Raw genomic sequence first — 23,496 nt, forward strand, 5'->3', positions numbered from 1 at the left:
CCCCGTAAGCTCGATCGCGGCAATCCCGCCAGACGACGTCGTCAGGAAGCGATCACATGAGAACTCTTTACAGCATTCCCCTCACCTTCAACGATGGCTCTGAAGCAGACTTCGGACGCTTTGAAGGAAAAGCCGTCCTGGTGGTGAATGTGGCTTCCAAATGCGGCTACACCCGCCAGTACGCCGGCCTTGAGGAGCTCTACGGAAAGTACCGCGAGGAGGGCCTTGAAGTCCTTGGCGTCCCTTGCAACCAATTCGGTGGCCAGGAGCCCGGAGCCGACGAGGAAATCGCGGAATTCTGCGAACGCAACTTTGGCGTCTCGTTCCCGCTCACCAGCAAGGCCAACGTGCTGGGTAAAGAGCAGCATCCGCTATTCGCCGAGCTGACCCGGGACGAGTCCGGGCAGCCGGTCAAGGTCAAGTGGAACTTTGAGAAGTTCGTCATAAACCGTGACGGCGAGCTTGTTGCAAGGTTTCCCTCAAGCGTGGAACCTGACGCGCAGGAATTGGTTGACGCGCTTGAAAAGGCCTTGTCATAAGCATCAATACCTTCGAAGGGAGAAAGTAATTTTCCAACATTCCGCCGGCAGTTAGCCTGTTGTTGGCTTGTTGTCTGGTTGGATTGGCAGTACTGGAATGACACGGGGGACACCGTCTCCCACCAAACGCTAAGGCAGCTATGGAGCTCATCGAGGCCGAGTACCCCAAACCAGGTCATGTGCTTTTGCACTTGAGTGATCTTCACCTGGTGGCCGGTCCAGGCACGCTCCACGGTTCTGTGGACAGCGCTGCAAGGCTCCAGGAGATCTGCGATCAGATCATTGCCTCCAGGATCAAGCCAGAGGCCATCATTTTCACTGGAGACCTTGCGGACAAGGGCGAGTTCCAAGCCTACAAACGTCTCCGGGAAATGATTGAGCCGGTGTGCGATGCGCTCGGAGCGAAGGCCATTTGGGCGATGGGCAACCACGACAACCGCGCCAACTTCCGCTCGGCCTTCCTGGACGCCTCCGTAGCGAGCCGGCCGGAGGACCCTGTGGACCGCAGCTACTTCGTCAACGGGCTCCGGATCATTACCCTGGACACCACGGTCCCCGGATACCACTATGGCGAGTTGTCCGAATCGCAGCTTCAGTGGCTGGCAGCAGAGTTTGCCACCCCCGCCCCGGACGGCACTATCCTCGCCCTGCATCACCCGCCGGTCCCGTGCGTCCAGGACCTCGCAGTGTTGGTGGAGTTGCGCGGCCAAGCCGCCCTGGCCGCCGTCGTCCGCAATTCCGATGTCCGTACCATCCTGGCCGGTCACCTGCATTACTCCACGACGGCGGGCTTCGCCGGCATCCCGGTATCAGTCGCCTCGGCGACGTGCTACACGCAGGACCTCGGCGTGCGCGCCGGAGGACAGCGGGGCCGGGACGGTGCCCAGTCCTACAACATGGTCCACGTCTACGAACACACGATCGTGCATTCGGTGGTTCCCATGTCCGGTGGCGTAACTGTTGGCGAGCCGGTGGACGCTGCCGAAGTGCAGCGCCGCCTCTCGGAAGCCGGCATCCGGATTCCGAGCCGTTCGCGGCGGGTACCAGTCCCGGTGTCGCAGGAACTCGTCTCCCAGTCGAACAACCGGGACTGACCCAGGCTTTCTATTTCTCCCAGGGGGCTTTGACGGGGAAGTATTTCTCCAGGAAGTCGGTTACCAGCTCCGCACGTTCGTCCGCTTCAACCTCCGGGAAGCTGCCATCGTTGAGGCAGAAGAGATCCATGTGCCGTTTGGCCAGCAGCTTTGGAAGGTAGTGCAGTCCGGACCACTGCGTTGTATCGACGTAGCGGACCTTGGCGTTGGTCTGGGTCACGGCCTTGCCGGTGAGCAGCGCGTAGTAGTGGTAGAACGAGTTGGTTACTGAGATGTTGTCCGCAGCGCGGAAGCGGCTGGCCGCGGTCTTGGAGAACTCAGCCGGGAATTCGTGCTCCATCTGGGCCACCACGCTCCGGCGCAGGGGAGCGGCCGTGTGTTCCAGGTGCCTGGTGGTGATCCGTCCGAAGCGTTCCCACAGCAGCTTGCGGTTGACGCGTGCAGCGTTTTCGAAGCCACTGCGTTCGGCATCGTTCTCGCCGAGCCCGATCCGGGTGTCAGCCTCGATGAACTTGGTGATTCCGCCGGGCGTGAAGAACATGTCCGGGCCCACGGGCCTGCCGAAGAACATGTCGTCGTTGGAGTAGAGGAAGTGTTCGGACAATCCCTCGATGTGGTGCAGCTGGCACTCCACTGCTTGCGAGTTGTGGGTGGGCAGTACTGACGGATCGGCGAAGAACTCTTCGCTGCGCACGATCGTGACCGAGGGGTGGTCGGCAAGCCATGCCGGGGTGGGCGAATCGGTGGCAATGAAGATCCGGCGCACCCACGGTGCGAACATGTGGACCGAGCGCAGTGCATACTTCAGCTCGTTGATCTGCCGGAAGCGTGCCTCATGGTCGTCGCCCTCGCCGAGGACAGCACCAGCCTGCTGGGCGCGTCTCCTGGCGATGTATTCGGGGTCGCTGCCATCCACCCACGAGAAGACGATGTCGATGTCGAAGTCGATGTCGCTGGCATGGTCCGCGAACATGTTCTCGATGGTCGGCCAAGTGAGGCCATGGCGCTGCACGGTACCGCGAACGGCGTCCTGGCGCAGCATGGTGCGCCGGGTCAGGGAATTCTCCACGGGGAGTTCAAGGTGGTCGCCTTCGAACCTCCACAGTTCCAGCTGGACACCGAGGGCAGGGCCGTACCAAAGGCCGCCGCCGAGTTCCACCCTGGGCCGGTACAGGCGGAAGATCCGTGCCTTCCGGTTGGCCGAGAGTTCGCCATCTGCAACCAGCACAGAGGTTTTCTTCTTGGCATCGACAGTCATGGAGTAGAACGGCTCATTGCGGAAGGCAGCAACCAGTGCCTCGCGAACGTCCTTGCGCGACTCCCAGTCGACGGCGATGACCGGCCTTTCGTCGTTGCCGCGCACCAGGATGAAGTCCACGCCGGCGGCGTCCAACGCGGCGCGGATGGCCAGCAGGTCAGCAACCATTGCCTGTTGGGGCGTGAGGTCACCGTTAAGGAGGGCGTACCGCCCGCGGTGACGGACGACGTCGGACCTGTGCTTCAGGTGGGCAACGACGGCAGGTGAGACCGCCTCGGCGATCGCATCTTCCTCTACGGTGGGGCTGCCGTGGTAAATCGGATCGACCTGTGCTTGCGTGATGGCTTTTCTCCGTACTGTTGTGAGTCGTTTCTGGGGAATGCGGGAGTCTAGATGGCGAGGGCCTCGCGCCAGCTGCGCAGGAAGGCTCCGCCGGCGTCGTCGTGAATGACGTCGTCCGCCAGCTCGAGGTCGGCGGCGGTAAGAATGGTGTAAGGCTTCACCGGAACGCCGTCTGCGGGCCGGACGTCCACGTGCTTCACATCGTGGTCGTTGTGGTGAAGCCAGTCTGCCATGGCGTAGTCCGTACGGGAATCACCCACGGTGCGCCAGGAGAGCGGGGTGATTCCCTGGGCGGCCAACATTTCCACTGCCCGGCTGGCGCCAAGGTCCTTGCCCAAGCGGACGGATTCGATGTCCGTGGAAATAATGGTGGGGTCCAGGCGGTAGTCCACCGTGTCATCGGACTCCGGGGCGTGGTGGTCCAGGATGGCTGCGTTGAGGCCGTGGCGGCCCATGATGTTCAGGGCATCTGCGTCGAAGAGTTTCTGCTCGGCCAGGTAATCTTCGCTGGCCACGTCAAGGTGCTGCTCAACGGAGACCATGGCGCGCTTGGTCTCATCGAAGAACATGTGCGCGGAGTAGTCCTCGGCGACGAGCCTGCGGATGTCATCCCCGTAGGCCTTGGGCACGGCGAGCTCGTGGTCCACGTGGATGGGTCCGGGGCCGGCAGCTGTGTAGCTGAACCAGACGGCGCCCTTCTCGCAGATGGCGTGGATGATGGTACCGGCCGGCATGCCGGCCTCGATCATCGGCCCCATGACCTGTTCGCTGATGAAGGCGTCCGAGCGGCCCGTGTTGAAGATGACGGGGATGCCGGCCGAAGCCAGCGCCACGAGGTCCGCGATGATATCCGGCTTGACGTCACGCGTTACAGGGCTGGCGATGGGGCCGTCGACGTCCAGCAGCAGCGCGAGGGCTGGGGCCGTGTGGGCAGCGGTCCGGTCGGTACCTTGGAGCGATTGAGTCATGCCCCTATTCTGTCAGTCCCCGAGGTGTGCATCACAGCTATGACGCCTGACGTCGGATAGTCACCGTTTGGCCACAACCTGCGTGTGCCGGGGGTCACAAGTTCCGTTAGCGCAGCATCTTCCATAGGCTTGCAGGGTGATCTTCAAAGCTGTGGGCGAGGGACGCCCGTACCCTGACCATGGATATTCCGCGCCGCGTGACTGGGCTGCCCTTCCACCGCGGCCCGTTCGCCTCGATGAACTTGTTACCACCAAGCGCACCCTGGATCTGGAGGCATTGCTCGCAGAAGATTCAACATTTTTTGGGGATTTGTTCCCGCACGTGGTCCAGTACCAGGGCGTTCTGTACCTCGAAGATGGGCTCCATCGGGCAGTCCGGACCGCGCTCCACCAGAGGACGGCCATTCACGCACGCGTATTGGTAATCGATGGCTAGGCAGGGCAAGCGTCCCAAAGATGTGACGCAGTTGCACGGCCACCATGTGGTGACCGGCCCTGAGCTTCGCGCCACGTTCGCCGAGGACGCCCGTGCCCAACGCAGCCGCTTCCGGCGCCGCGTCTTTCACGCCATTGTCCTTGTCCTGCTGGTAGGCGTCATAGCAGCCGGAGCAGTTGGTGCCTGGGCCATCATGAATGGTGTCATCAGGATTCCCACGGCGATCGCCAGCAAAGCGCCAACCAGCCTGTGCCCCACCACTACATTCGACTACGTGCCGAACGAAACCGTGAACATCAACGTCTTCAATGCCACCTCGCGGGCAGGGCTGGCTAATACTGTCGCCGACGAGTTCACAGCACGGGGGTACAAGGTCCTTTCGGTGGACAACAGCGACACCGCGTACTCGGGAATCGGGGTGGTGGTCTCGGGAGTCAAGGGCCAGGCAGCCGCATTCAACGTCCAGCGGAATTTGGCCGGAACGGATTACTTCCAGGACAACCGCGAAGACGAATCAGTGGACGTGGTCCTCACCCGGGGCTTTCAGGGCTTGGTTGAACCGCAACTCGTGGACCAGACTCCGGGCAAACTCAGCTGTCCGCGCGAGGACCTGAGGATCGCGGACAACTCCCGGTGGCCGATCATCCCCACCCGCCCCGCGCAGTAGGTCGCAGGCCTGGTAGTTAGAGCGTCAGTGCATCCAGGCGGACGGGCTTGCCCGCTTCGTCGAACTTCGCTCCCGCGCCCAGTTGGATGAATCGAACCGTTTGCGCCGTCTGGGGCTCGACGTCGGAGGCTGGGGCAGGCGGGGGTGTCTCGCCGTCGGGCGTTCGGTTGCGTCGTGCGGCACTGGCAGACAGTGTGCCGTGAATGAGCCGCGCCAACTGGGCGACATCAGTGTCCGGGAGGTAGCCCTGCTGGACGCCGTCAGTGAGGATGTCCTGGAGGAGGACGTTGAGCTCGCCCACGTGGTCCGCGAGCTTCGCGAACGAGGCCGGGGAAAGAACGGCGGCCATCGCTGGGCCTGGCGGTAGGTGGCGGCGGCTGAGGTCCTCCACCTGGGCGCGGACGTAGAGGGCCAGCCTGTCCACTGGGTTTTCAAGGGCTGCCAGCGAATCCCGAAGGTCCACGATGAAGCGCTCGGTTTCATCCAGCGCGTACGCGATGAGCAACTGCTCCATGTCTGCGTAGTAGTTGTAAACGGCGGTGCGGCCAACGCCTGCGTGGCGCGCGACGTCGGTCATGGTGAGGCCGGGCAGCCCGTGGGTGAAGAGGAGTTCACCGAAGGCGGTCAGAATACGGCGTTGGGTCTCGGCGCGTTGGGCAGCGTTCGTGGCGGCCGTGATCCTGGGCATATAGACACTTTACAGTGATGTGTCACCAAGTCCTGCCAGCTTGTGTACGTGTATCCCTAACTAGGGGGCCGGGTCTGAATGGACGGTAGGCGTGCCTACAGCTGTGCTGTAGGCACGCCTACCCAACCAGGAAAAGAATGATGGCTCCTAGCTTCTGCTCCAGGTCACCGCGCAGTCCAAGTGTCAGTGGGAGAAGTCTGCTGAGATCTCGGCGAGGGTGCGCCCCTTGGTCTCAGGCGCGAGCCATTGCGAGAGGGCTGCGCCGAGTAATGCGACGGCGGCGGCTACGACCATGGTTGCGCCCATGCCGATGTTGGCGATCGCCCAGGGCAGGGCGAAGGTGCCGAGTGCGGCTCCGATGCGGCTGAAGGACGCGGCGAAGCCCATGCCGACGCCACGCAGGTGGCCGGGGAATACCTCGGCCGGATAGACCTGGGTCATTGTGGTGTAGCCGGCATTGAAGAAGGAGAAGGCGAGAAACAGGACGAGCACGAGGATTGCTGGTGCGTCCGCCCAGACTCCGATGACCAGCAGGATGCCCGCGCAGAGCCACTGCCCGGGCACAGTGAGGATTCGGCGACCGAGCTTGTCAATCAGAAGTACGCTGGTGACAACGCCCGCGACCGCAAGTGCGGACAGGCCGACTCCACCGGCCCAGCCGCCGCCGAAGCCGAATTGGTTGAGCACCTCGTCGGCGAAGGTCGCGATTGCGAAGTACGGAGTGACCGCGCAGAACCAAAAACCTGCAGTGAATACGGTGGCGCGCCAGTTCTGCCTCGAGAACAGCATTCCGAAGGAGGCGTTCTTGATTTTGGTCCCGCTCTTCGCGGCTTCGGCCTCCTGGATCATCCTCAGATCCATCTCTCCGGTGATGCTGTCGTGCATCTGGGGCGATTCGACGTATCTGCGTGCGATCGCGAGTGCTTCCTGATGCCGACCCTTCGTAATAAGCCAGCTCGGCGATTCGGGGAGGCCCATGCGGGCGAGGAACAGGACGAGTGCGAGTATCGTGCTCGTGCCGAGTACCAGGCGCCAGGGGGTGCCGGCGTCGTGCAGGAGCGTGCCGATGATGAATGCCATCATGAAACCGACGTACCAGGCGACCAGGGTCAGCCCGAGCAATCGCCCGCGGAGCTTCGGAGGGGAGAACTCTGATAGCAACGGCCCGCCGATTGAGTATTCGCCACCGATCGCGACGCCCATGAGGAACCGGATGGCGGCAAGCTGGATCACGGCCCCGTCCCCGGAGGTTATGAAGAACTGGGCCGCCGAGGCGAACAGGAACAGGCCCATGTCCACGAGGAACATGGGTTTGCGTCCGAACTTGTCAGTGGCCCAGCCGGCCAGCGGGGAGCCGACAAAGATACCAACCAGCGGACCTGCGGCGATCATGCCCAGCGATAGTGCGTCGAGCTGGAGATCTGACCGCATGAGTCCGGTGACGGGGCCAATAATTCCGAGAATGTAGCCGTCGAGGAACATCCCGCCGATGAAGACCGCGACAAGCCGCACCATGAAGCGGCGTTTGAACTTGGAGCTGGTCTCTTTTGGTATGGGGGTGTCGACGGAGGCCGTCGTCCTGGTCGGATGGATCATTGAGATTTGTTCCCTTCTGGTTCAGCGCAGACCGCTGACGGCACCAGAGCGCCGTTGCTTAGATGCTCGGACAGCCGCAGCCCTTAGCGCCCGGTGGACCGATGCCGGCTGGCTCGATGCCAGCCGGTACGGCCGCAGGACGCGAGATGATTTCGGCGTCGTCATGTATCACTGCTCTTCGAGACGGATATGCCAAGGCCGTCGTTACCGGCACCCTCGCGCCGACCCATCGGGACCAAAAACCTGGAGTCGAGGTCGGCGACGTGTGACATATGACTCATATATCAGAAAACTCTAAGGGCGCGACCCGTCCCGGTCAAGAGCCTGAGAGGTTAATTCGTTGTATCCGTTAACTCACCGCGGTCTGCATGAATCGGGGCAGGGTCCGGACCGCCGTCATACGAGTTGGGGGGTGCGTAGCGGACCGCCTGCGGAGAATCTTTGCGGAGGACAGGGCCGTCACTGGGCCCCATTGACTGGGGTGGGTTCGGCGCGGCAGGCTGTGTTGACATCCAGGGCAAGGGGGAGCACGGTGAAGTACTCGCCGTACATGGTCACCGTGGTGGCTGTGCTCGGGTTCGCCCTCGCCGGGTGCCAGCCGGCCGCCCGGCCGCCCGCAGTGGGGTCGTCCGAATCCGTGCCCGGCCCGTCGTCGTCCGAGCTCGTGGCCACCATCAAGGCTGCGGTCGAGGATCGAAACGGCACAGTCCTCGACACTCCCCCCGCCCCGCGCCTTGCCGAGGGGCGGATGACGGCGGCCTACCGGTCCAAGCGCGACCGCGACCTCGAAGTGGTGGCTCGGTCAAAGGCCGGATTCAAGTCAATGGGCTTCTGGTACACGTCCTTTTCGACGAAGGTAACGGTGGAGTCGGTCGAGGTGACCGGTTCGGAGGCAAGCGTCCGGTTCAAGGAATTGACCGAGGAGCACCAATCCTCGACAGCGAATGGGCCGAGCAGCGTCCCATCGGGCTACTCGCTGCCGCAGATCGCGACATTCCGGGTATCTGGGGACGGCTGGCAGCTGGACAGCATCGCCCCTACCGTGCATGGGGGCGGCCTACCGATGTCCGTCGTTGACGGATGAGAACTGCCCGCAGGCTGAACGCTGAGCGGGCGGCTGAAGGAGTGCCGCGTTGACCCGCACCAGTCATCCCCGAGCTGGCCATTTACGATGTGTGCTCATAGCAAATCGGTTGTGACCGTCGTTGGAACCCGCCCGTCCCCGGCGCATGAGGTATACGCAGACTCGCGTAACATCGTGTGAACCGGACACTAAATTCATGAGGGGGACTGTTGCGGGCAACGGTCAAGGATGTGGCGCGCCGCGCGGGAGTATCGCCGAAAACCGTCTCGAACGTCATGAACGGAATCGTGCCGGTCAGCGCTCCAACGCGGCTCAGGGTTGAGCAAGCAATGCAGGAGCTCGACTACGTGCCCAACCTTTCCGCGCGCGGACTCCGCAACGGCCGCTCGGGTGTAATCGCGCTGGCCTTGCCGGATCTGGCCACCCCGTTCTCGGCTGAGATAGCCCAGAACATTGTGGAAGTAGCCCATGAGCAGGGCTGGAGCGTCCAGATCGAGGAAACAGGTTCGGATCCGCAGCGCGAGCATGAGCTGATGACCCGTGCGCGCTCCAACCTCATTGACGGCCTGATTCTCAACCCTGTGGTGCTGGATGAAAGTGCCGTGAAGGTTGGGGTGGCTTTGCCTCCTGTGGTCCTGTTGGGCGAAGTGACCCAGGAGCTTGCGGACCGGGTTTACGTGGACAGTTTCGCGGCGGCGCGCGATATGACGCTTGCCCTGGCCAAGCCCGGACGCCGGCGCATCGCCGTGCTGGGTATCAACAAGACCAGGCAGTCTGCCACCTCGATCCAACGGAGACAGGGTTACGAGGCTGCGCTTGCGGAGTTGGGGATTCCGCTGGATGAATCCTTGCTGATCTCCTGCGGTCAATGGACTCCTGGCTCCGCCGCCGAATCCCTGATGCATTACCTGGAATCCAACCCGCTGCCTGAGGCGTTGTTCTGCTTCACGGATTCGCTGGCCATTGGCGCCCTCAATGCGCTGTGGAAGAAGGGCGCCCGTGTTCCTGACGATATAGCGGTGGCTGGTTTCGACGACGTCATGGATGGGCGCTACGCGGTTCCCTCCCTGACCACGGTGTCTTTCGATAAACGAACCATCGCCACCGAAGCCCTGCGCCTCCTCACCGAGCGAATGGCGGACAGGGGCCAGGGGCAACGTGTTGTCACCGTTGACTACAGCATTGTGGAGCGGGACAGCAGCCGCTGAAGAGGCCTTCCACAATAAACTGTTCGCGCTAACAATTTTCTCTTGCCTCCACTATTACAACGATGTAATGTGAGAGCCGCGTCACCCCCGGGCCACCCTTTACCCGGCAGTGGGGATGCACCGAAGCCGGATTTTGCGCAGCAGTTGTGTCCTTTTCAGCCACCCTTCCAAAGGAGTTACGGGTGAAGCAGTTTGAATCATTGACCGGGAAACAGTTGTCCCGGAGACAGTTATTGACTGGATCGGCCCTCCTCGGCGGCGGGCTTCTGGCCACCAGCCTCACAGGCTGCGGAGGCGCGGCCCAAGCCGGCGAAGTCAGGGAGATCGGCTTCTGGCATCTCTTGTCCGGCGGCGACGGTACCAAGATGCAAGCGATGATCGCCAATGCCAACCAAGCCAATTCCGGCTTCAAGGTCCACCCCACCGTGTTGGCATGGGGCCCGCCCTATTACACCAAGCTGGCCATGGCATCTGCCGGGGGCCGGCCTCCAGAGGTAGCCATTATGCACGCCAGCCGAGTCCCGGGATATGCCCCGGGCGGCCTCATAGAGCCCTGGGATCTGGGGCTGCTGGCGGAGAACGGCATCACACCGGAGAACTTCGCGCCGCGCATCTGGGAAAAGGGCCAGCAAGGCGGAAAAGTCTTCTCCTTGGCGCTGGACTCCCACCCGTTCATCATGTTCTATAACACGGACATAGCCGGCAAAGCGGGGCTCCTGGAAAGCAACGGCCTCTTGCAGGAGGTCAGTTCGCCCGATGAGTTCAAGGCCATGGCACTGGAGATGCAAAAAGTCACCAAGGCCCACGGATTGTCCTTTGGCTACCTGAACCTGGGCTCGCAGATGTGGCGGCTGTTCTACACGCTCTACAAGCAGCACGGAGCGGAAATTGTCCTCACGCCCGGCCGGCAGATGGAGGCGGATAGGGACGCTGCCATAGAGTCACTGGAATTCATGGCCTCGCTCTTCGACGACACCATCGCGGCCAGGAGCGTCGACATCAACACCGGCATTGCAGAATTCGTCCGTGGCGATTCGGGAATGCTCTTCAGTGGAGGCTGGGAACTGCCCACCATGAAGAAAGCAAAATTGCCGTTTGACGCCGTCACCATCCCCACTCTTTATGGGACACCCGCCTCTTACGCCGATTCGCATTCCTTCGTCCTCCCGCGGCAGCTCGCCGTCGATGAAGTGAAACGGAAGGATGCGTACAAGTTCGTCAGTGACGTTCTGAAGGGTTCGCTGTTGTGGGCTGAGGCAGGCCATATCCCTGCGTTCCAGCCGGTGGTTCAATCGCCAGCCTACGGGGAGCTCACGCCTCAGATCCACTACGCCAACGCGGCGGACATCATCAACTACGATCCCGACTCCTGGTTCAGCGGCTCGGGGTCGGATTGGCAGACCTACTTTGCCGAGCACATCCAGAACGTGCTTCTGGGTCGGGACAAAGCAAGCACAGGGTGGGATGGATTCGTGGCCCGCACCAACGACCTTCTTTCCCGACCCAATCCGGTCTGACCGGCATCAGCGCACCGAGCGACAAAAGGAGTCCTTCATGAGTTCCTCTACACTGTCCCGGCAGACCAGCCAACCACGGACAACACCGAGCCCAGGCACCAAGGCCGGGCCATCTCTGCGAAGAAGCAGGGACACCCTGAACGGGTGGGCATTTGCAGCGCCCTTCCTGACGTTCTTCCTCGTATTCCTCATTTGGCCTATTCTGTACGGCTTCTACATGAGCCTCACGGGCAAATCCCTGACAGGCGCCAACGACACCCTCATCGGTTTTGCCAACTACGCCGAAGCCTTTGCCGATGCCGGCATGTGGCGTTCACTGGGCAACACGTTGTACTTCACGGTCATCAGCACAGTTCCCCTGGTGCTGGTTGCGTTGGTGATGGCGGCTCTCTTGAACATCGGCCTTCCAGCCCAGTGGCTGTGGCGGCTGTCCTACTTTGCCCCGTTCCTGTTGGCCTCCACGGTTGTGTCCTTGTTCTTCGTCTGGATGTACAACCCGCAGATAGGCCTGATCAACGATTTCCTCTCAAAGTTCGGCATAGCAAAAGTGGGGTGGCTTAATGATCCCAATGTGGCCATGTGGTCAATCGTGATCGCGACACTCTGGTGGACTGTTGGCTTCAACTTCCTGCTCTACCTGGCGGCAATGCAGAACATCCCCGTCCAGCACTATGAAGCAGCGTCACTGGACGGTGCCGGCGCGTGGAGGCAATTCTTCTCCATCACGCTGCCGCAGCTCACGCCCACCACCGTGATGATTGTGTTGCTCCAGATCCTGGCTTCCCTGAAGGTCTTTGACCAGATTTACCAGATGACCGGCGGGGGTCCGAGCGGATCTACCCGTCCCGTGGTCCAGTACATCTTCGAAACCGGGTTCACCGGATACAGGCTGGGATATTCCGCAGCTATCTCCTACATCTTCTTCGGACTGATCGTGCTGGTTTCCGCGCTGCAGTTCGTCATCACCCGCCGCAGGAGCGTATAGCCATGGCAACCACCACCCTCACCCGTTCGACCCCAGCCAGCGGTAGCCGCCAAGTCATACGGCAGCCGCGCAAAAAGCTGACAGTGGGCAAGATCGCGGCAGTCACGGCGGCCGCCTTAATTGCGGTCCTCTGGCTGATTCCGTTCGCTTGGGCCACGGTTACTGCATTCAAGTCCGAAGCGGATGCGTCAGCGTCCAAGGTCAGCTGGTTCCCGCCGTCGGGCTTTACCTTTGACGCTTTCGTCAATGTGTTCCAGGCAGGGAACATCCCGCTCTGGACGTGGAACTCGCTCTACACTTCCGCGGCCATCACGGCAATCACACTGGTGATCTCGGCTCTCATTGCTTACGCACTCTCAAGGATCGAGTTCAAAGGCAAGAAGGTCCTGATGGTCGTGATCATCGCAGCCATCATTGTCCCGCCACCCGTGCTGATGATTCCGCTCTTTTACCAAATGCTTGCGTTCAAAATGATCGATACCTCGTGGGCCATCATCCTGCCGCAGGTGATTCACCCCGCCATGGTGTTCGTACTCAAGAAGTTCTTCGACCAGATCCCGCATGAACTTGAAGAAGCGGCAGTGATGGACGGTGCCAGCCGTCTCCGGATCTTCGTGCAGATCATTCTGCCGTTGTCCCGGCCCATCCTGGCCGCCGTCGCGATCTTCGTGTTCATCGGTGCGTGGAACAACTTCCTCTGGCCGTTCATCTCCACCAACGACGACTCCCTGCTGACCCTCCCGGTGGGCCTGCAAACCATCAAGAGCGCCTACGGCGTCCAGTACGCGCAGAACATGGCGTCTGCCTTGCTGGCAGCTTTGCCGCTCATCGTTGTCTTCCTGTTCTTCCAACGCCAGATCATCAAGGGCGTCGCGACGACGGGACTCGCCGGAACCTGATCCGGCACCTTCGCCACCAACTGTTTCAGAACACAACCAAGGAGATAAATGTCCCGCGCACGCATCACCCTCGATCGAGATTTCACCATCGGCGAGGTACCCAGGCGCCTCTTCGGCTCCTTCGTGGAGCACATGGGCCGCTGTGTCTACAGCGGCATCTACGAACCCGGCCACCCTGAGGCCGACGAGAACGGCTTCCGGCAGGACGTCCTGAAGCTGGTCAAGGAACTAGGTGCAACTGTCATCCGGTACCCCGGCGGCAACTTCGTCTCCGGCTATAACTGGGAAGACGGCATCGGCCCGCGCGAAACCCGGCCCCGCCGCCTGGACGGAGCCTGGCACACCGTTGAAACGAATGCTTTCGGCCTGCACGAGTTCGTGGACTGGTCCAAGCAGGCCGGCACGGAAATCATGGAAGCCATCAACCTGGGCACCAGGGGAGTGGATGCTGCCCGCGAGATCGTCGAGTACGCCAACCACCCTGGTGGCAGCTACTGGTCCGATCTCCGCGCCAAGAACGGCCACAAGGACCCGTTCGATATCAAGCTGTGGTGCCTGGGCAACGAAATGGACGGTCCTTGGCAGATCGGCCACAAGACCGCCGAGGAGTATGGGCGGCTTGCCCAGGAAGCGGCCAAGGCCATGCGCTTCGTGGACCCGGACATTGAATTGGTGGCCTGCGGCAGTTCCAACTCCCGGATGCCTACGTTCGGTGCCTGGGAGCAGACGGTCCTTACCCACACCTACGACGAAGTGGATTACGTTTCCCTCCACGCCTACTACTTCGAAGAAGAAGGCGACGTCGGCAGCTTCCTGGCGTCCGCCGTCGATACTGACTACTTCATCGAGTCAGTGATCGCCACCGCGGACGCCGTTCGGGCGAAGGGCAAGCACAAGAAGCACATCAGCCTGTCCTTCGACGAATGGAACGTCTGGTACCAGCGTGGGCGGGACACCGAGGACCAGTTGAGCAACATCGTCAAGGCCCCGTGGCGCGAGCACCCCCGCGTCATCGAGGACAAGTACAACGTGACGGATGCAGTGGTGGTGGGGACCCTGCTCAACTCGCTGCTCCGCCACGGCGACCGCGTCAAGATCGCCAACCAGGCGCAGCTTGTCAACGTGATCGCACCGATCCTCTCGGAAGAGAACGGGCCGGCGTGGAAGCAGACCATCTTCCACCCGTTCGCCCGGATGGCCGAGCTTGCCAAGGGCCAGATCCTGCGGCTTTCCGTGGACTCGGACAAATACGAGAATGCGCGGTTCGGCGGCACGGACCTTGTGGATGTCAGCGCCACGTGGAACGAGGAAACGGGGCGCGTTGCGCTGTTCTTCGCCAACCGCGGGCTGGAAGAAGCGGCCGACGTCGAGGCAGCCCTTCGAGGTTTCGACGCGCGCCAGGTGCTCCGCGCCGAAGTCCTGGAGATCCCCGAGGGCGGTGACAGGTTCACCATCAACACGCAGGACCAACAGGGCCGGGTCGGCCTGAAGCCGCTGGAAGGCGTCAAAGCGACTGGTTCGGAACTCCGGCTGACGCTGCCCGCATTGTCCTGGGCCGTCGTCGAGCTTGAGGTTGTGAAAAACTAGCCGCTTAGAAACAACGCGGGGTCACTTAGGGCCCATGTTGGCAGCCAACATGGGCCCTAAGTGACCCCGCGTTGCGTTAAATGCTGCAGCCGTCAGGGCCGCAGGCTTCGGCGTCGGATGCGCCCACGGGGATCAGGGGATTGGCTTCCTGCCACGCCTGGTTCAGCGCCTCGCTGAAGAGCTCCGCCGGCTGGGCTCCGGAGATGCCGTACTTGCGGTCGATCACGAAGAACGGAACACCGGTGACGCCGATGGCGCGGGCTTCATTGATGTCCTCGTTGACGGCGTCCGAATATTTGTCGGTCGTGAACAGCTCTGCGACCTCGTTGGCCGGCAGTTCCAGAGCGGCGCCAAGTTTCGTGAGGTACTCCTGGTTGCCGATGTCCTCACCGTGCTCAAAGTGATCGCTGAGCAACTGTTCCTTGGCGGCATCCTGGCGGCCATGGGCGGCGGCGAGGTGGATGAGGCGGTGGGCCGTGAAGCTGTTGGCAACTACTACCTTGTCGAAGTGATAGTCCAGGCCCTCGCCCTTGGCGGTCTCCGTGACGTGGGCGAACATCTGCTTGACCTGCTCGGGAGCCAGGCCCTTGCGTTTGCTCAGGTAGTCCAATTCCGTGCCGTCATAGTGCCCGGGGATTGAGGGGTCCAGCTGGTAGCTCTTCCACTCGATGTCTACGGAATCACGGTGGGGGAACTGTGCCAGGGCAGTCTCAAAGCGGCGCTTGCCGATGTAGCACCAGGGACACGCGACGTCAGACCAGATCTCAATCTTCATGCTGTGGTCAACTTCGAGGGCCTCGCGCGCATTCCGGAAAAGTCTGTTATTTTCGTCACCCATTGCCGGGGCTGGCGTGCCCAGCCTAATGTGTGAAGCAGGTTATGCAGTCAGCCGGTGGGGCGCTCTTCGTCCCGAAGAATCGCGTGTGTCTGGGGCCGCGATGAACACGAGGTTGAACCCCGTGTGCGGGTTCGCATATTTGTGGAGGCCTTCAGCATGCGCGTTGGACTCATCGTTGGACCATGGTTCACAGTGCCCCCGGAACGGTATGGCGGCACGGAACGGGTTGTGGATGCCTTGGCCCGCGCCTTATCCGATGCAGGGCATGACGTACTCCTGGCGGCGGCGTCTGACAGCACCTGCCCCGTTCCGCTGCTGCGGGGCTTCGGGCCCAGCGAGCCTGAAGAGCTGGGGCTGACGCTCAGCGAGTTACACCACGTCATCAAGGCTTATGCCGGCATGAAGGACGTGGACATCATTCACGACCACACCCTTGCCGGACCTCTCTACGCCCACCGGCCGCCGGGTGTTCCCGTGGTGACCACCGTCCATGGCCCGCTGACACCGAGGTATGCAGGGCTCTACCGGGATATGGCCCAGGACACCGCGATCATTGGCATTTCGCATGATCAATGCAGCCGCATCTCCGACCTTCAAATTTCGGCCGTCATCCACCATGGCCTGGATCTGTCCACCGTTTCCGTCGGAGACGGCACCGGCGGATATGCATGCTTTGTCGGACGCATGTGCCCGGACAAGGGCCTGCTGGAGGCGGTGGCCGTTGCCCGTGAGGCCGGGGTGCCGCTTCGCATCGCTGCCAAGATGCATGCCAAGGATGAGCAGGACTACTTCCACGACGTCGTGGAGCCGGTCCTTGGTTCCCAGGAAGAATTCCTGGGCGAACTCTCAGACCCGGAGAAGTACGAACTGATGGGCGGAGCGATGGCCATGATCAACCCCATCCAATGGCATGAACCGTTCGGGCTGGTCATGATCGAGTCGCTGGCCACCGGAACACCCGTACTGTCCACTCCGATGGGCGCGGCACCGGAAATAGTCCGGCATGGCGTCACAGGATATCTGGCGCAGACCAATGAACTCGCAGGGTTTGTACAGGACGTGCAAGAGCTTAGCCGTGCAGAGTGCCGGCGTACCGTGGATGTGTATTTCAATGCAGCACGGATGGCGGCGGACCATCTGCAGCTTTATGCCACGGTCATCGAAGAATTCAAGGCCGGAGGCCTTCCCGGCAACGGCAAGTTGCAAGACAATCAGAGGCAAGCCCCCATCAACCTGTGATCGATAAGCAGGACATTTCCCGAGGAAGGCTTCGTGGGCCATGACTGCTTGGAACGCTGATACGGAGGCAGGCGCTTCCGAGCTGGGTGCCGTGACCGTCGTCGAAGGTTCATCCTTTTGCATCTCCTCGCATTCCGGTGACATCCACGGCGGCGGCTCCCAGGGCACCTACTACCAGGACACCCGGATCGTCTCCCGCTGGATCCTGAGGATCAACGGAGCCCTCCGAGAGCCCCTGGTCACCACCAACCGCACCGCCTTCCAAGCCGAATACGTTGGCCGGGCGTGCTCCAGCGATGGTCGTTTTGACAGTCCCCTGGTGGTCCAGCACCACCGGCACGTGGGCGCTGGCCTGCGCGATGACCTCACCATCCGGAACTACTCGGGCCAGCCGGCGCCGTGCGAAATCGAGTTGCTCATCGACGCCGACCTCGCCGACCTTTTCGATGTCAAAGGTGGCCGGGCAAGCAGGGCAGGAGCCACTGAGAAAACGGCCCGCAAAAAGGAACTGCATATCGAGGCCGTGCACGCGAACGGGGAACGTCGCGGCGTGGCGTTCCGGGCTTCGGGAGCCAAAGCGAACCCGGAAGGACTGACATTCCATGTCACCATCCCGGCCCGCAGCCAATGGAGCACCAGCGTCATTGCCATTCCCCTGATCAATGGAAAGGGGCCGGACGAGCCGTTTACGGAAACCACCGCCCTGCATCACACGATTGGCGTCCGCCGGCATATGGCCTGGGCGGAGCACGTTCCCCGGATCGCCGTCACGGACAGGAACGTGGAGGAAGTCCTTGAACGAAGCCAGAGCGATCTTGGTTCGTTGCGGATCTTCGACCACGAGCACCCTGGGCGTGCTGCCGTTGCAGCAGGGGCGCCCTGGTTCATGGCGCTCTTTGGACGCGACTCGATCATGGCGTCCTACATGTCACTCATGGTGGACCCAGGACTCGCGGCCGGCTCGCTGCAAACACTGGCCGGGCTTCAAGGCAGCAAAGTGGACGTCGACTCCGAGGAAGAACCCGGCCGCATGCCCCACGAGGTGAGGCTGGGAGTCACGGCCGGACTCTCCTTGGGCGGAACCGCCTACTACGGAACGATCGATGCAACTCCGCTCTTCGTCATGCTGCTTGGCGAACTCAGCCGGTGGGGTCTGGGGTCGGACATCATCGATTCCCTCCTTCCCCACGCAGACCGTGCTATCTCCTGGATGGAAAAATACGGCGACCGGGATGGCGACGGGTTCATCGAATACCAACGCCCCAACACCCACGGCCTGATCAATCAAGGGTGGAAGGACTCCTGGGACGGCATCAACTTCGCCGACGGCACGATCGCTGAAACACCCATCGCCCTATGTGAGGTCCAGGCTTACGCCTATGGAGCCTACGTTGGGCGTTCGCTGCTGGCGCGCGCCGCGGGCGATACCGCCGTCGAACGCCGTTGCGCGGACCAGGCGGAAGCGCTCAAGGAGGCATTCAACGAGTCTTTCTGGCTGCCGGACAAAGGCTATTTCGCCCTTGCCCTGGATAAGGACAAGAAACCCGTGGATTCCTGCACGTCCAACATGGGCCACTGTTTGTGGACGGGCATTGTGGACGAGGACAAGGCTGCACTTGTGGCCGAGCGGCTGATGTCACCTGAAATGTTCACGGGCTGGGGGATCCGCACCCTTGGTTCGGACATGGGCGCTTACAACCCTGTCAGCTACCACAACGGCTCGGTCTGGCCGCACGATACCGCGGTCGTGGCCACCGGACTCATGCGCTATGGCTTCGTGAAGGAAGCCAGCCGCGTGGCGAGCGGACTGTTCGACGCCGCGGAGCACTTCGGCGGTCAGCTTCCGGAACTTTTCTGCGGCTTTGACCGCTCGGACTTTCCGGAGCCGGTGCCCTATCCGACGGCGTGTTCCCCCCAGGCGTGGGCGGCTGCGGCCCCTATTCAGCTGGCTCGCATACTCCTGCGGTTCGACCCCGATTTCACCAGGAAAGTGCTCCACCTGGCGCCTATCCTCCCGGACTCGTTTGGGGAGTTCAAGGCAGAAAACGTGCTGCTGGGGCGCTCGCGGATCACGATCCAGGCGTCCTCGGGAAACGGCACGGTGACGGGACTGCCAGCCGGCCTGCAGCTGCGCTCCGACCCCCGGCCGCCACTGGCTGGTGACTTGTTCGGCTAACTGCCCGGGTGCTGGGTATTGCCCGGCTGCTGGCTAGAACGGGTGCTGGCTAGAGCGTGTGCTCCATGACGAAGTCATGTTCCACGGTGTCGCCCAGTTTGAAGGACTTGGTGCCCACCCTCTGGAAACCGCTCTTTTCATAGAAGCGGATCGCCTTGGCGTTTTCACTGTTCACGCCAAGCCAGACTCCTGCCGCACCCCTTTCCGCAGCGTCCGCGACTGAGGCCTTCATGAGGCGGGATGCGGCTCCCTGGCCGTGGTGGTCCGGGTGGACGTAGCACTTGCTGAGTTCCGTGGAGGGGAGCGCCGAGAGCACAGAGGCTACATCCGGGTCGCTAGCAGGCTTGGCAATCAGCATGGTGTACCCGTTGAGCTGACCGTCGTCGTCGAGCACCAAAACCGTGATGTGCGGATCGGCGAGGTAATCCAGGAAGTTCGCCTCGGCGAGCGTCTTCTCGAGATGGGCCTGGATGTCAGCTGGTGAGGCGCCGGGCGGGCACGCCAGCGGGAAGGTGACGGCCGCAAGCTCGGCCAGCTTGCCGGCGTCGTCAGTTGTTGCTGTGCGGATGGTCTCGGCCACGTGGTCCCCCTTGGAGTTGTGTATAGCTAATGCCCCTAAGAACGAATCTTAAGGGCATTAGCCGGCACAATCTTCTGGTTTACGCTTAGTCTGCTTTCACGGCGAGCACAGGACAGTCCGCCTCCAGCAGGATCCTCTGCGAGACACTGCCCATAATCAGCTTGCCAACCGGGCTGCGGCGGCGGAGGCCAATCACAATCAGCTCCGCGTTGTGCTCGTCGGCCGCATCCAGTACCTCAGCAGCGGCATCATGGCCACGGACGGGCTGCTTGATGATGTGCTCGATGCCTTGGAGGGCAAGGCGTTCCTCGATGGTCTGGATCTCCGGTTCCTGGGCGTACCTGTTATCCACCAAGGCGTCCCCTTTGGAAGAGTTGATCACCAACAGGGTGTCGTTGTTTTTCTTCGCTTCGGCAATGGCTTGGGTCAATGCGGCTTCGCCCTCGGGCGTGGGGACGTAGCCCACCACGATGGTCATGGCTTCTCCTTGTTGTGGTGGCTGTTGTGGTGGATCCGGGTACTGTTTTCGTCAGCTTGGATGGCGGCGTCCTCCTTGAGGAGCACTTCGCTGGGGTGGGCCGGGACCACGCTGGCTGGCACCGGACGGTTGCGGCGGACCAGCTTGAAGAGCAGCGGCCAGAGGATAACGATAGCCACGATGATGTAGACGACGACGGCGATCGGCTCGCTCCACAGCCCGGCGGGGTCACCGGCGAACAGCTGGAGAGTCCTGCGCAGCTGGCCTTCGATGCGCGGACCGAGGATGACGCCCAGGATCAGGGGCAATACAGGTAGCCCGAAGCGCCGCATCATGAATCCCAAGGCTCCGAGCACCAGCAGGATCACCAGGTCGAACGCCTGCAGGTTCACCGAGTAGGCGCCCAACGTTGCGAAGAAGAGAATGCCGGCGTAGAGGTAGGGCCTGGGAAGCTGCAGCAGTTTTGCCCACAGGGGTGCCAGTGGCAGGTTGATGAGCAGGAGCAGCAGGTTGCCGATGAAGAGGCTGGCGATGAGCGCCCACACCAGGGGACCTTGGCTGGAGAACAGCTGCGGGCCGGGCTGGATGCCGTACGAGGTGAACGCTGCGAGCATGACGGCAGCTGTGGCGTTGGTGGGCAATCCGAGGGCAAGCATTGGGGTCAGGGTTCCGGCGGCTGCAGCGTTATTGGCTGCTTCCGGGCCCGCGACGCCTTCGATGGCTCCCTTGCCAAACTCCTCCGGATGCTTTGTCAGCCGTTTCTCGGTGACATAGGAGAGGAACGTGGGGATCTCGGCACCACCGGCGGGAAGTGCACCAAACGGGAAGCCGAAGGCCGTGCCACGCAACCAGGGTTTCCAGGAGCGGGCCCAGTCCTTCTTGCCCATCCAGGGCCGTCCGACAGGAATGATGTGAAGCGGTGAACGCCGCAAGTGCGCGGCGACCCACAATGCTTCACCCACGGCGAAGATGGCCACTGCCACCACCACGATATCCAGGCCGTCGGCCAGCATCGGCTGGCCGAATGTCAGGCGGCGCTGGCCGGTAACGGAGTCAATGCCCACCAAACCGATGGCCAGCCCCAGTCCCAAGGAGGCAAAGCCCCTGAGCCGGGAGGAACCCAGGACCGCGGTGACGGCCAGCAAGGCGAGGATCATGATGGCGAAGTAACTCGGTGCGCCCAGGCTCACGGCGAACTGAACCACCAACGGTGCAAGTCCTGCCAGCAGCGCCGTACCGATGGTGCCGGCAATAAAGGAACCAATGGCCGCAGTCGCGAGCGCTTGGGCTGCCCGCCCGGCTTTCGCCATCTTGTTGCCTTCGATGGCCGTGACAACAGACGAAGACTCGCCGGGCGTGTTCAGCAGGATGGAGGTTGTTGAGCCGCCATACATGCCGCCGTAATAGATGCCGGCGAACATAATGAAGGCGCTGGTGGGCTCAAGGGCGGCCGTAACCGGAAGCAGCAGTGCCACAGTCATGGCCGGGCCGAGCCCTGGCAGAACGCCAACGGCCGTTCCCAGGAGCACGCCGATCATTGCGTACAGAAGGTTCAGGGGGGTGAGGGCGGTGGCGAAACCGTCCATCAAAGAGGACCAGACGTCCATCAGAGGATTCCTTCCAGGAGTCCGGCCGGCAGTGCAATGCCAAGGCCAAGGTAGAAGCCGTAGAAGGTGGCCAGGGCCAGCGCAACGGAGATGATGCCGTCGCGGACATAGTGCCGGCTGCCAAGTGCCAGCACGCTGCCCCAGAACAGGACAGTGCCGGAGATGACCCAGCCCGCCCAGTCGATGAGCAGGATATTCAGGATGAAGGCTCCTGCAAGGGGGAGCACGGTCTTCCAGTCGGCGGGGTGTGCGAGGTCAATGTCCTCGCCGCCTTCCACTTCTCCTTTGCCGCCACGCAGTACGTTGATGGCCAGCAAAATTGCGCAGACCACCAGAAGACCGGCAACGATGAAGGGAACCGCCTTGGGCCCTACGGGGTCCGACTTCGAATACGGGGTTACCAGGCCGTTGGCGTCAAGGAAGACAAGGACGCCTACCGCGCCGAGCAGGAGGGCTACCCCCAGCTCGGCGCGGCCTTTCAGGCCTGTTGCTATAGTGCTCACGCCAAGCCAAGCTTGGTGAGCACGTCCGCCACCCGCTTGTCCTGGTCCGTAAGGAACTTCTGGAACTCGTCACCGGTGATGAAGGCGTCGGTCCAGCTGTGGGTCTTCAGGGCCTCTTTCCAGCCAGCGGATTCGTGCATCTTCTCCAGGGCGGCAATCAGCGACTTCTTGTCATCCTCGCTGATGCCCGGAGGGGCCACCATTCCACGCCAGTTGGTGAAGACCAGATCGATGTTGGACTCCTTCAGGGTGGGAGCGTCAACACCTTCCAAACGCTTCTCGCCACTGGTGGCCAGGACGCGAACTTCACCGGACTTGATCTGCTGCAGGTACTCGCCTGCACCGGAAGCCGCGAATCCAAGCTTGTTGCCCAGGATGGCCGGAAGAAGATCTCCACCGCCGTCGTATGCCACATAGTTGACCTTCGTGGCGTCAATTCCAACTGCGCCCGCCAACTGCATGGGCAGGAGGTGATCAGGACCACCAGGCGAGGAACCGCCACCCACGGAGATGGATCCGGGATCTGCCTTCCAGGCCTTCACGAGGTCATCGATGGTCTTGTACGGGGAGTCCTTGCTGACCATGATGGCGCCGGGCTCTTCAATGAGCCGTGCCAGCGGGGTGGTTTCGGTCAGCTTCGACTCGGACTTGTTGGTGTAGCTGGCACCCACAACGCCCAGGCCCATGAGCATGGCGAGGTCCCCGTTGCCCTTTTCGTTGACCACCCGGGCCAGGCCCACGGTGCCGCCTGCACCTGCGAGGTTGAAGACCTCCGTGTTGTTGGCGATCTTCTCGTCGTCGAGGACCTTGGCGGCGGCCCGTGCCGTGGTGTCGTAACCGCCACCGGGAGTATTGGGAACCATGATCTGGAGGCCGGTGATGGGTCCGGCTGCAGCGCCGGAGCTGGACGAAGCAGTGGAGCTCTTACCTGTGGCGCCGCAACCGGTAGCCATCAGGGCGATGCCGGCGGCAACGGCGGCGATTCGCAATGCGCGGATCTGGCGCATGGTGTTCCTCTTCTCAGTATGGAAATTCTGTGCAGGGCGCTCAGCGTTGTGCCCCGTGAATTGATGCTAGGTCCCGGCGTGACGGTGATCACTCTTGTGTTCGCAGTGATCTTTAAGTTCATTGCGTTCACGCCTTTGCCTTCTTATGGCACCCGGCCCCGCTGGTGCTCAGCGTGCTTAGGGTATAGTTCCGATACGCC

General features: G+C 62.0%; 22 protein-coding genes. 12 read left to right on the forward strand and 10 right to left on the reverse strand.

The features are described 5' to 3' along the window. Positions 1-56: 56 nt before the first annotated feature. Both AC6I99_RS03355 and AC6I99_RS03360 read left to right on the forward strand, forming a co-directional pair. A complete protein-coding gene (locus AC6I99_RS03355; RefSeq protein WP_224094177.1) occupies positions 57-539 on the forward strand; it encodes a glutathione peroxidase in 483 nt (160 codons plus the stop codon). 140 nt (positions 540-679) lie between these two features. After that, a complete protein-coding gene (locus tag AC6I99_RS03360) occupies positions 680-1,633 on the forward strand; it encodes a phosphodiesterase (RefSeq protein ID WP_497960252.1) in 954 nt (317 codons plus the stop codon). A gap of 10 nt (positions 1,634-1,643) precedes the next feature. On the opposite strand, the gene AC6I99_RS03365 is transcribed toward AC6I99_RS03360, so the two are convergent. Both AC6I99_RS03365 and AC6I99_RS03370 read right to left on the reverse strand, forming a co-directional pair. Next, positions 1,644-3,233 (reverse strand): stealth family protein, encoded by a 1,590-nt coding sequence (locus tag AC6I99_RS03365; RefSeq protein ID WP_396133557.1) that lies wholly within the window; start codon positions 3,231-3,233, stop codon positions 1,644-1,646. Positions 3,234-3,280: 47 nt separating this feature from the next. Further along, entirely contained in the window at positions 3,281-4,201 is a 921-nt protein-coding gene (locus AC6I99_RS03370) for a Cof-type HAD-IIB family hydrolase (protein ID WP_224166344.1), read from the reverse strand. A gap of 136 nt (positions 4,202-4,337) precedes the next feature. Here AC6I99_RS03370 and AC6I99_RS03375 point away from each other — a divergent pair, with 136 nt between their 5' ends. Both AC6I99_RS03375 and AC6I99_RS03380 read left to right on the forward strand, forming a co-directional pair. After that, positions 4,338-4,637 carry a type II toxin-antitoxin system VapB family antitoxin gene (locus AC6I99_RS03375; protein WP_062069994.1) on the forward strand — a complete coding sequence of 100 codons (300 nt, stop codon included), beginning with the start codon at positions 4,338-4,340 and terminating at the stop codon, positions 4,635-4,637. Between the two features lie 22 nt (positions 4,638-4,659). Further along, positions 4,660-5,304 (forward strand): LytR C-terminal domain-containing protein, encoded by a 645-nt coding sequence (locus tag AC6I99_RS03380; protein ID WP_224166345.1) that lies wholly within the window; start codon positions 4,660-4,662, stop codon positions 5,302-5,304. Between the two features lie 16 nt (positions 5,305-5,320). On the opposite strand, the gene AC6I99_RS03385 is transcribed toward AC6I99_RS03380, so the two are convergent. Together AC6I99_RS03385 and AC6I99_RS03390 are read right to left on the reverse strand one after the other, a co-directional pair. Beyond that, positions 5,321-5,992, reverse strand: a complete 672-nt coding sequence (locus AC6I99_RS03385) for a TetR/AcrR family transcriptional regulator (RefSeq protein WP_224094180.1) — start codon at positions 5,990-5,992, stop codon at positions 5,321-5,323. Positions 5,993-6,175: 183 nt separating this feature from the next. After that, positions 6,176-7,588, reverse strand: coding sequence for an MFS transporter (locus AC6I99_RS03390; RefSeq protein WP_224166347.1), 1,413 nt, complete (start codon positions 7,586-7,588; stop codon positions 6,176-6,178). Between the two features lie 532 nt (positions 7,589-8,120). On the opposite strand from AC6I99_RS03390, the gene AC6I99_RS03395 reads away from it, so the two are divergent. The 6 genes from AC6I99_RS03395 (at position 8,121) to arfA (ending at position 14,868) form a co-directional block, all read left to right on the forward strand. Next, complete coding sequence (locus AC6I99_RS03395) at positions 8,121-8,672, forward strand: hypothetical protein (RefSeq protein WP_497946696.1); 552 nt, start codon at positions 8,121-8,123, stop codon at positions 8,670-8,672. A gap of 209 nt (positions 8,673-8,881) precedes the next feature. Then, on the forward strand, positions 8,882-9,880 hold the full coding sequence (locus tag AC6I99_RS03400) for a LacI family DNA-binding transcriptional regulator (RefSeq protein ID WP_497946695.1): 999 nt from the start codon (positions 8,882-8,884) through the stop codon (positions 9,878-9,880). Positions 9,881-10,062: 182 nt separating this feature from the next. Then, on the forward strand, positions 10,063-11,397 hold the full coding sequence (locus tag AC6I99_RS03405; protein ID WP_497946694.1) for an extracellular solute-binding protein: 1,335 nt from the start codon (positions 10,063-10,065) through the stop codon (positions 11,395-11,397). A gap of 37 nt (positions 11,398-11,434) precedes the next feature. Beyond that, positions 11,435-12,382 carry a carbohydrate ABC transporter permease gene (locus tag AC6I99_RS03410; RefSeq protein ID WP_497946693.1) on the forward strand — a complete coding sequence of 316 codons (948 nt, stop codon included), beginning with the start codon at positions 11,435-11,437 and terminating at the stop codon, positions 12,380-12,382. Between the two features lie 2 nt (positions 12,383-12,384). After that, complete coding sequence (locus AC6I99_RS03415) at positions 12,385-13,281, forward strand: carbohydrate ABC transporter permease (RefSeq protein WP_497946692.1); 897 nt, start codon at positions 12,385-12,387, stop codon at positions 13,279-13,281. A gap of 48 nt (positions 13,282-13,329) precedes the next feature. Beyond that, entirely contained in the window at positions 13,330-14,868 is a 1,539-nt protein-coding gene (gene arfA, locus AC6I99_RS03420) for an arabinosylfuranosidase ArfA (RefSeq protein WP_497946691.1), read from the forward strand. Positions 14,869-14,944: 76 nt separating this feature from the next. Here the strand turns inward: arfA and AC6I99_RS03425 are convergent, their stop codons facing one another. Beyond that, the gene (locus tag AC6I99_RS03425) at positions 14,945-15,643 is read right to left on the reverse strand and encodes a DsbA family oxidoreductase (protein WP_497946690.1); all 699 of its coding nucleotides are present in this window, start codon (positions 15,641-15,643) and stop codon (positions 14,945-14,947) included. A gap of 219 nt (positions 15,644-15,862) precedes the next feature. Here AC6I99_RS03425 and AC6I99_RS03430 point away from each other — a divergent pair, with 219 nt between their 5' ends. Further along, entirely contained in the window at positions 15,863-16,945 is a 1,083-nt protein-coding gene (locus AC6I99_RS03430) for a glycosyltransferase family 4 protein (RefSeq protein ID WP_497946689.1), read from the forward strand. Positions 16,946-16,985: 40 nt separating this feature from the next. Beyond that, the gene (locus tag AC6I99_RS03435; protein ID WP_497946688.1) at positions 16,986-19,121 is read left to right on the forward strand and encodes an amylo-alpha-1,6-glucosidase; all 2,136 of its coding nucleotides are present in this window, start codon (positions 16,986-16,988) and stop codon (positions 19,119-19,121) included. A gap of 49 nt (positions 19,122-19,170) precedes the next feature. Here AC6I99_RS03435 and AC6I99_RS03440 read toward each other — a convergent pair whose 3' ends face one another. The 5 genes from AC6I99_RS03440 to AC6I99_RS03460 all read right to left on the reverse strand — a co-directional run bounded on the left by AC6I99_RS03440 (position 19,171) and on the right by AC6I99_RS03460 (position 23,296). Further along, a complete protein-coding gene (locus tag AC6I99_RS03440) occupies positions 19,171-19,701 on the reverse strand; it encodes a GNAT family N-acetyltransferase (protein WP_224094193.1) in 531 nt (176 codons plus the stop codon). An 85-nt stretch (positions 19,702-19,786) separates the two neighbouring features. After that, a complete protein-coding gene (locus AC6I99_RS03445) occupies positions 19,787-20,179 on the reverse strand; it encodes a universal stress protein (RefSeq protein WP_224094195.1) in 393 nt (130 codons plus the stop codon). Then, positions 20,176-21,786, reverse strand: coding sequence for a tripartite tricarboxylate transporter permease (locus AC6I99_RS03450; protein WP_224094196.1), 1,611 nt, complete (start codon positions 21,784-21,786; stop codon positions 20,176-20,178). The genes AC6I99_RS03445 and AC6I99_RS03450 overlap by 4 nt, the downstream gene beginning before the upstream one ends. Further along, a complete protein-coding gene (locus AC6I99_RS03455; RefSeq protein WP_224166358.1) occupies positions 21,786-22,289 on the reverse strand; it encodes a tripartite tricarboxylate transporter TctB family protein in 504 nt (167 codons plus the stop codon). Before AC6I99_RS03455 ends, AC6I99_RS03450 begins: the two co-directional genes overlap by 1 nt. Further along, a complete protein-coding gene (locus AC6I99_RS03460; RefSeq protein WP_224094198.1) occupies positions 22,286-23,296 on the reverse strand; it encodes a Bug family tripartite tricarboxylate transporter substrate binding protein in 1,011 nt (336 codons plus the stop codon). The genes AC6I99_RS03455 and AC6I99_RS03460 overlap by 4 nt, the downstream gene beginning before the upstream one ends. Positions 23,297-23,496: the final 200 nt, after the last annotated feature.

Source organism: Arthrobacter sp. TmtSoilC77, from assembly GCF_059739415.1.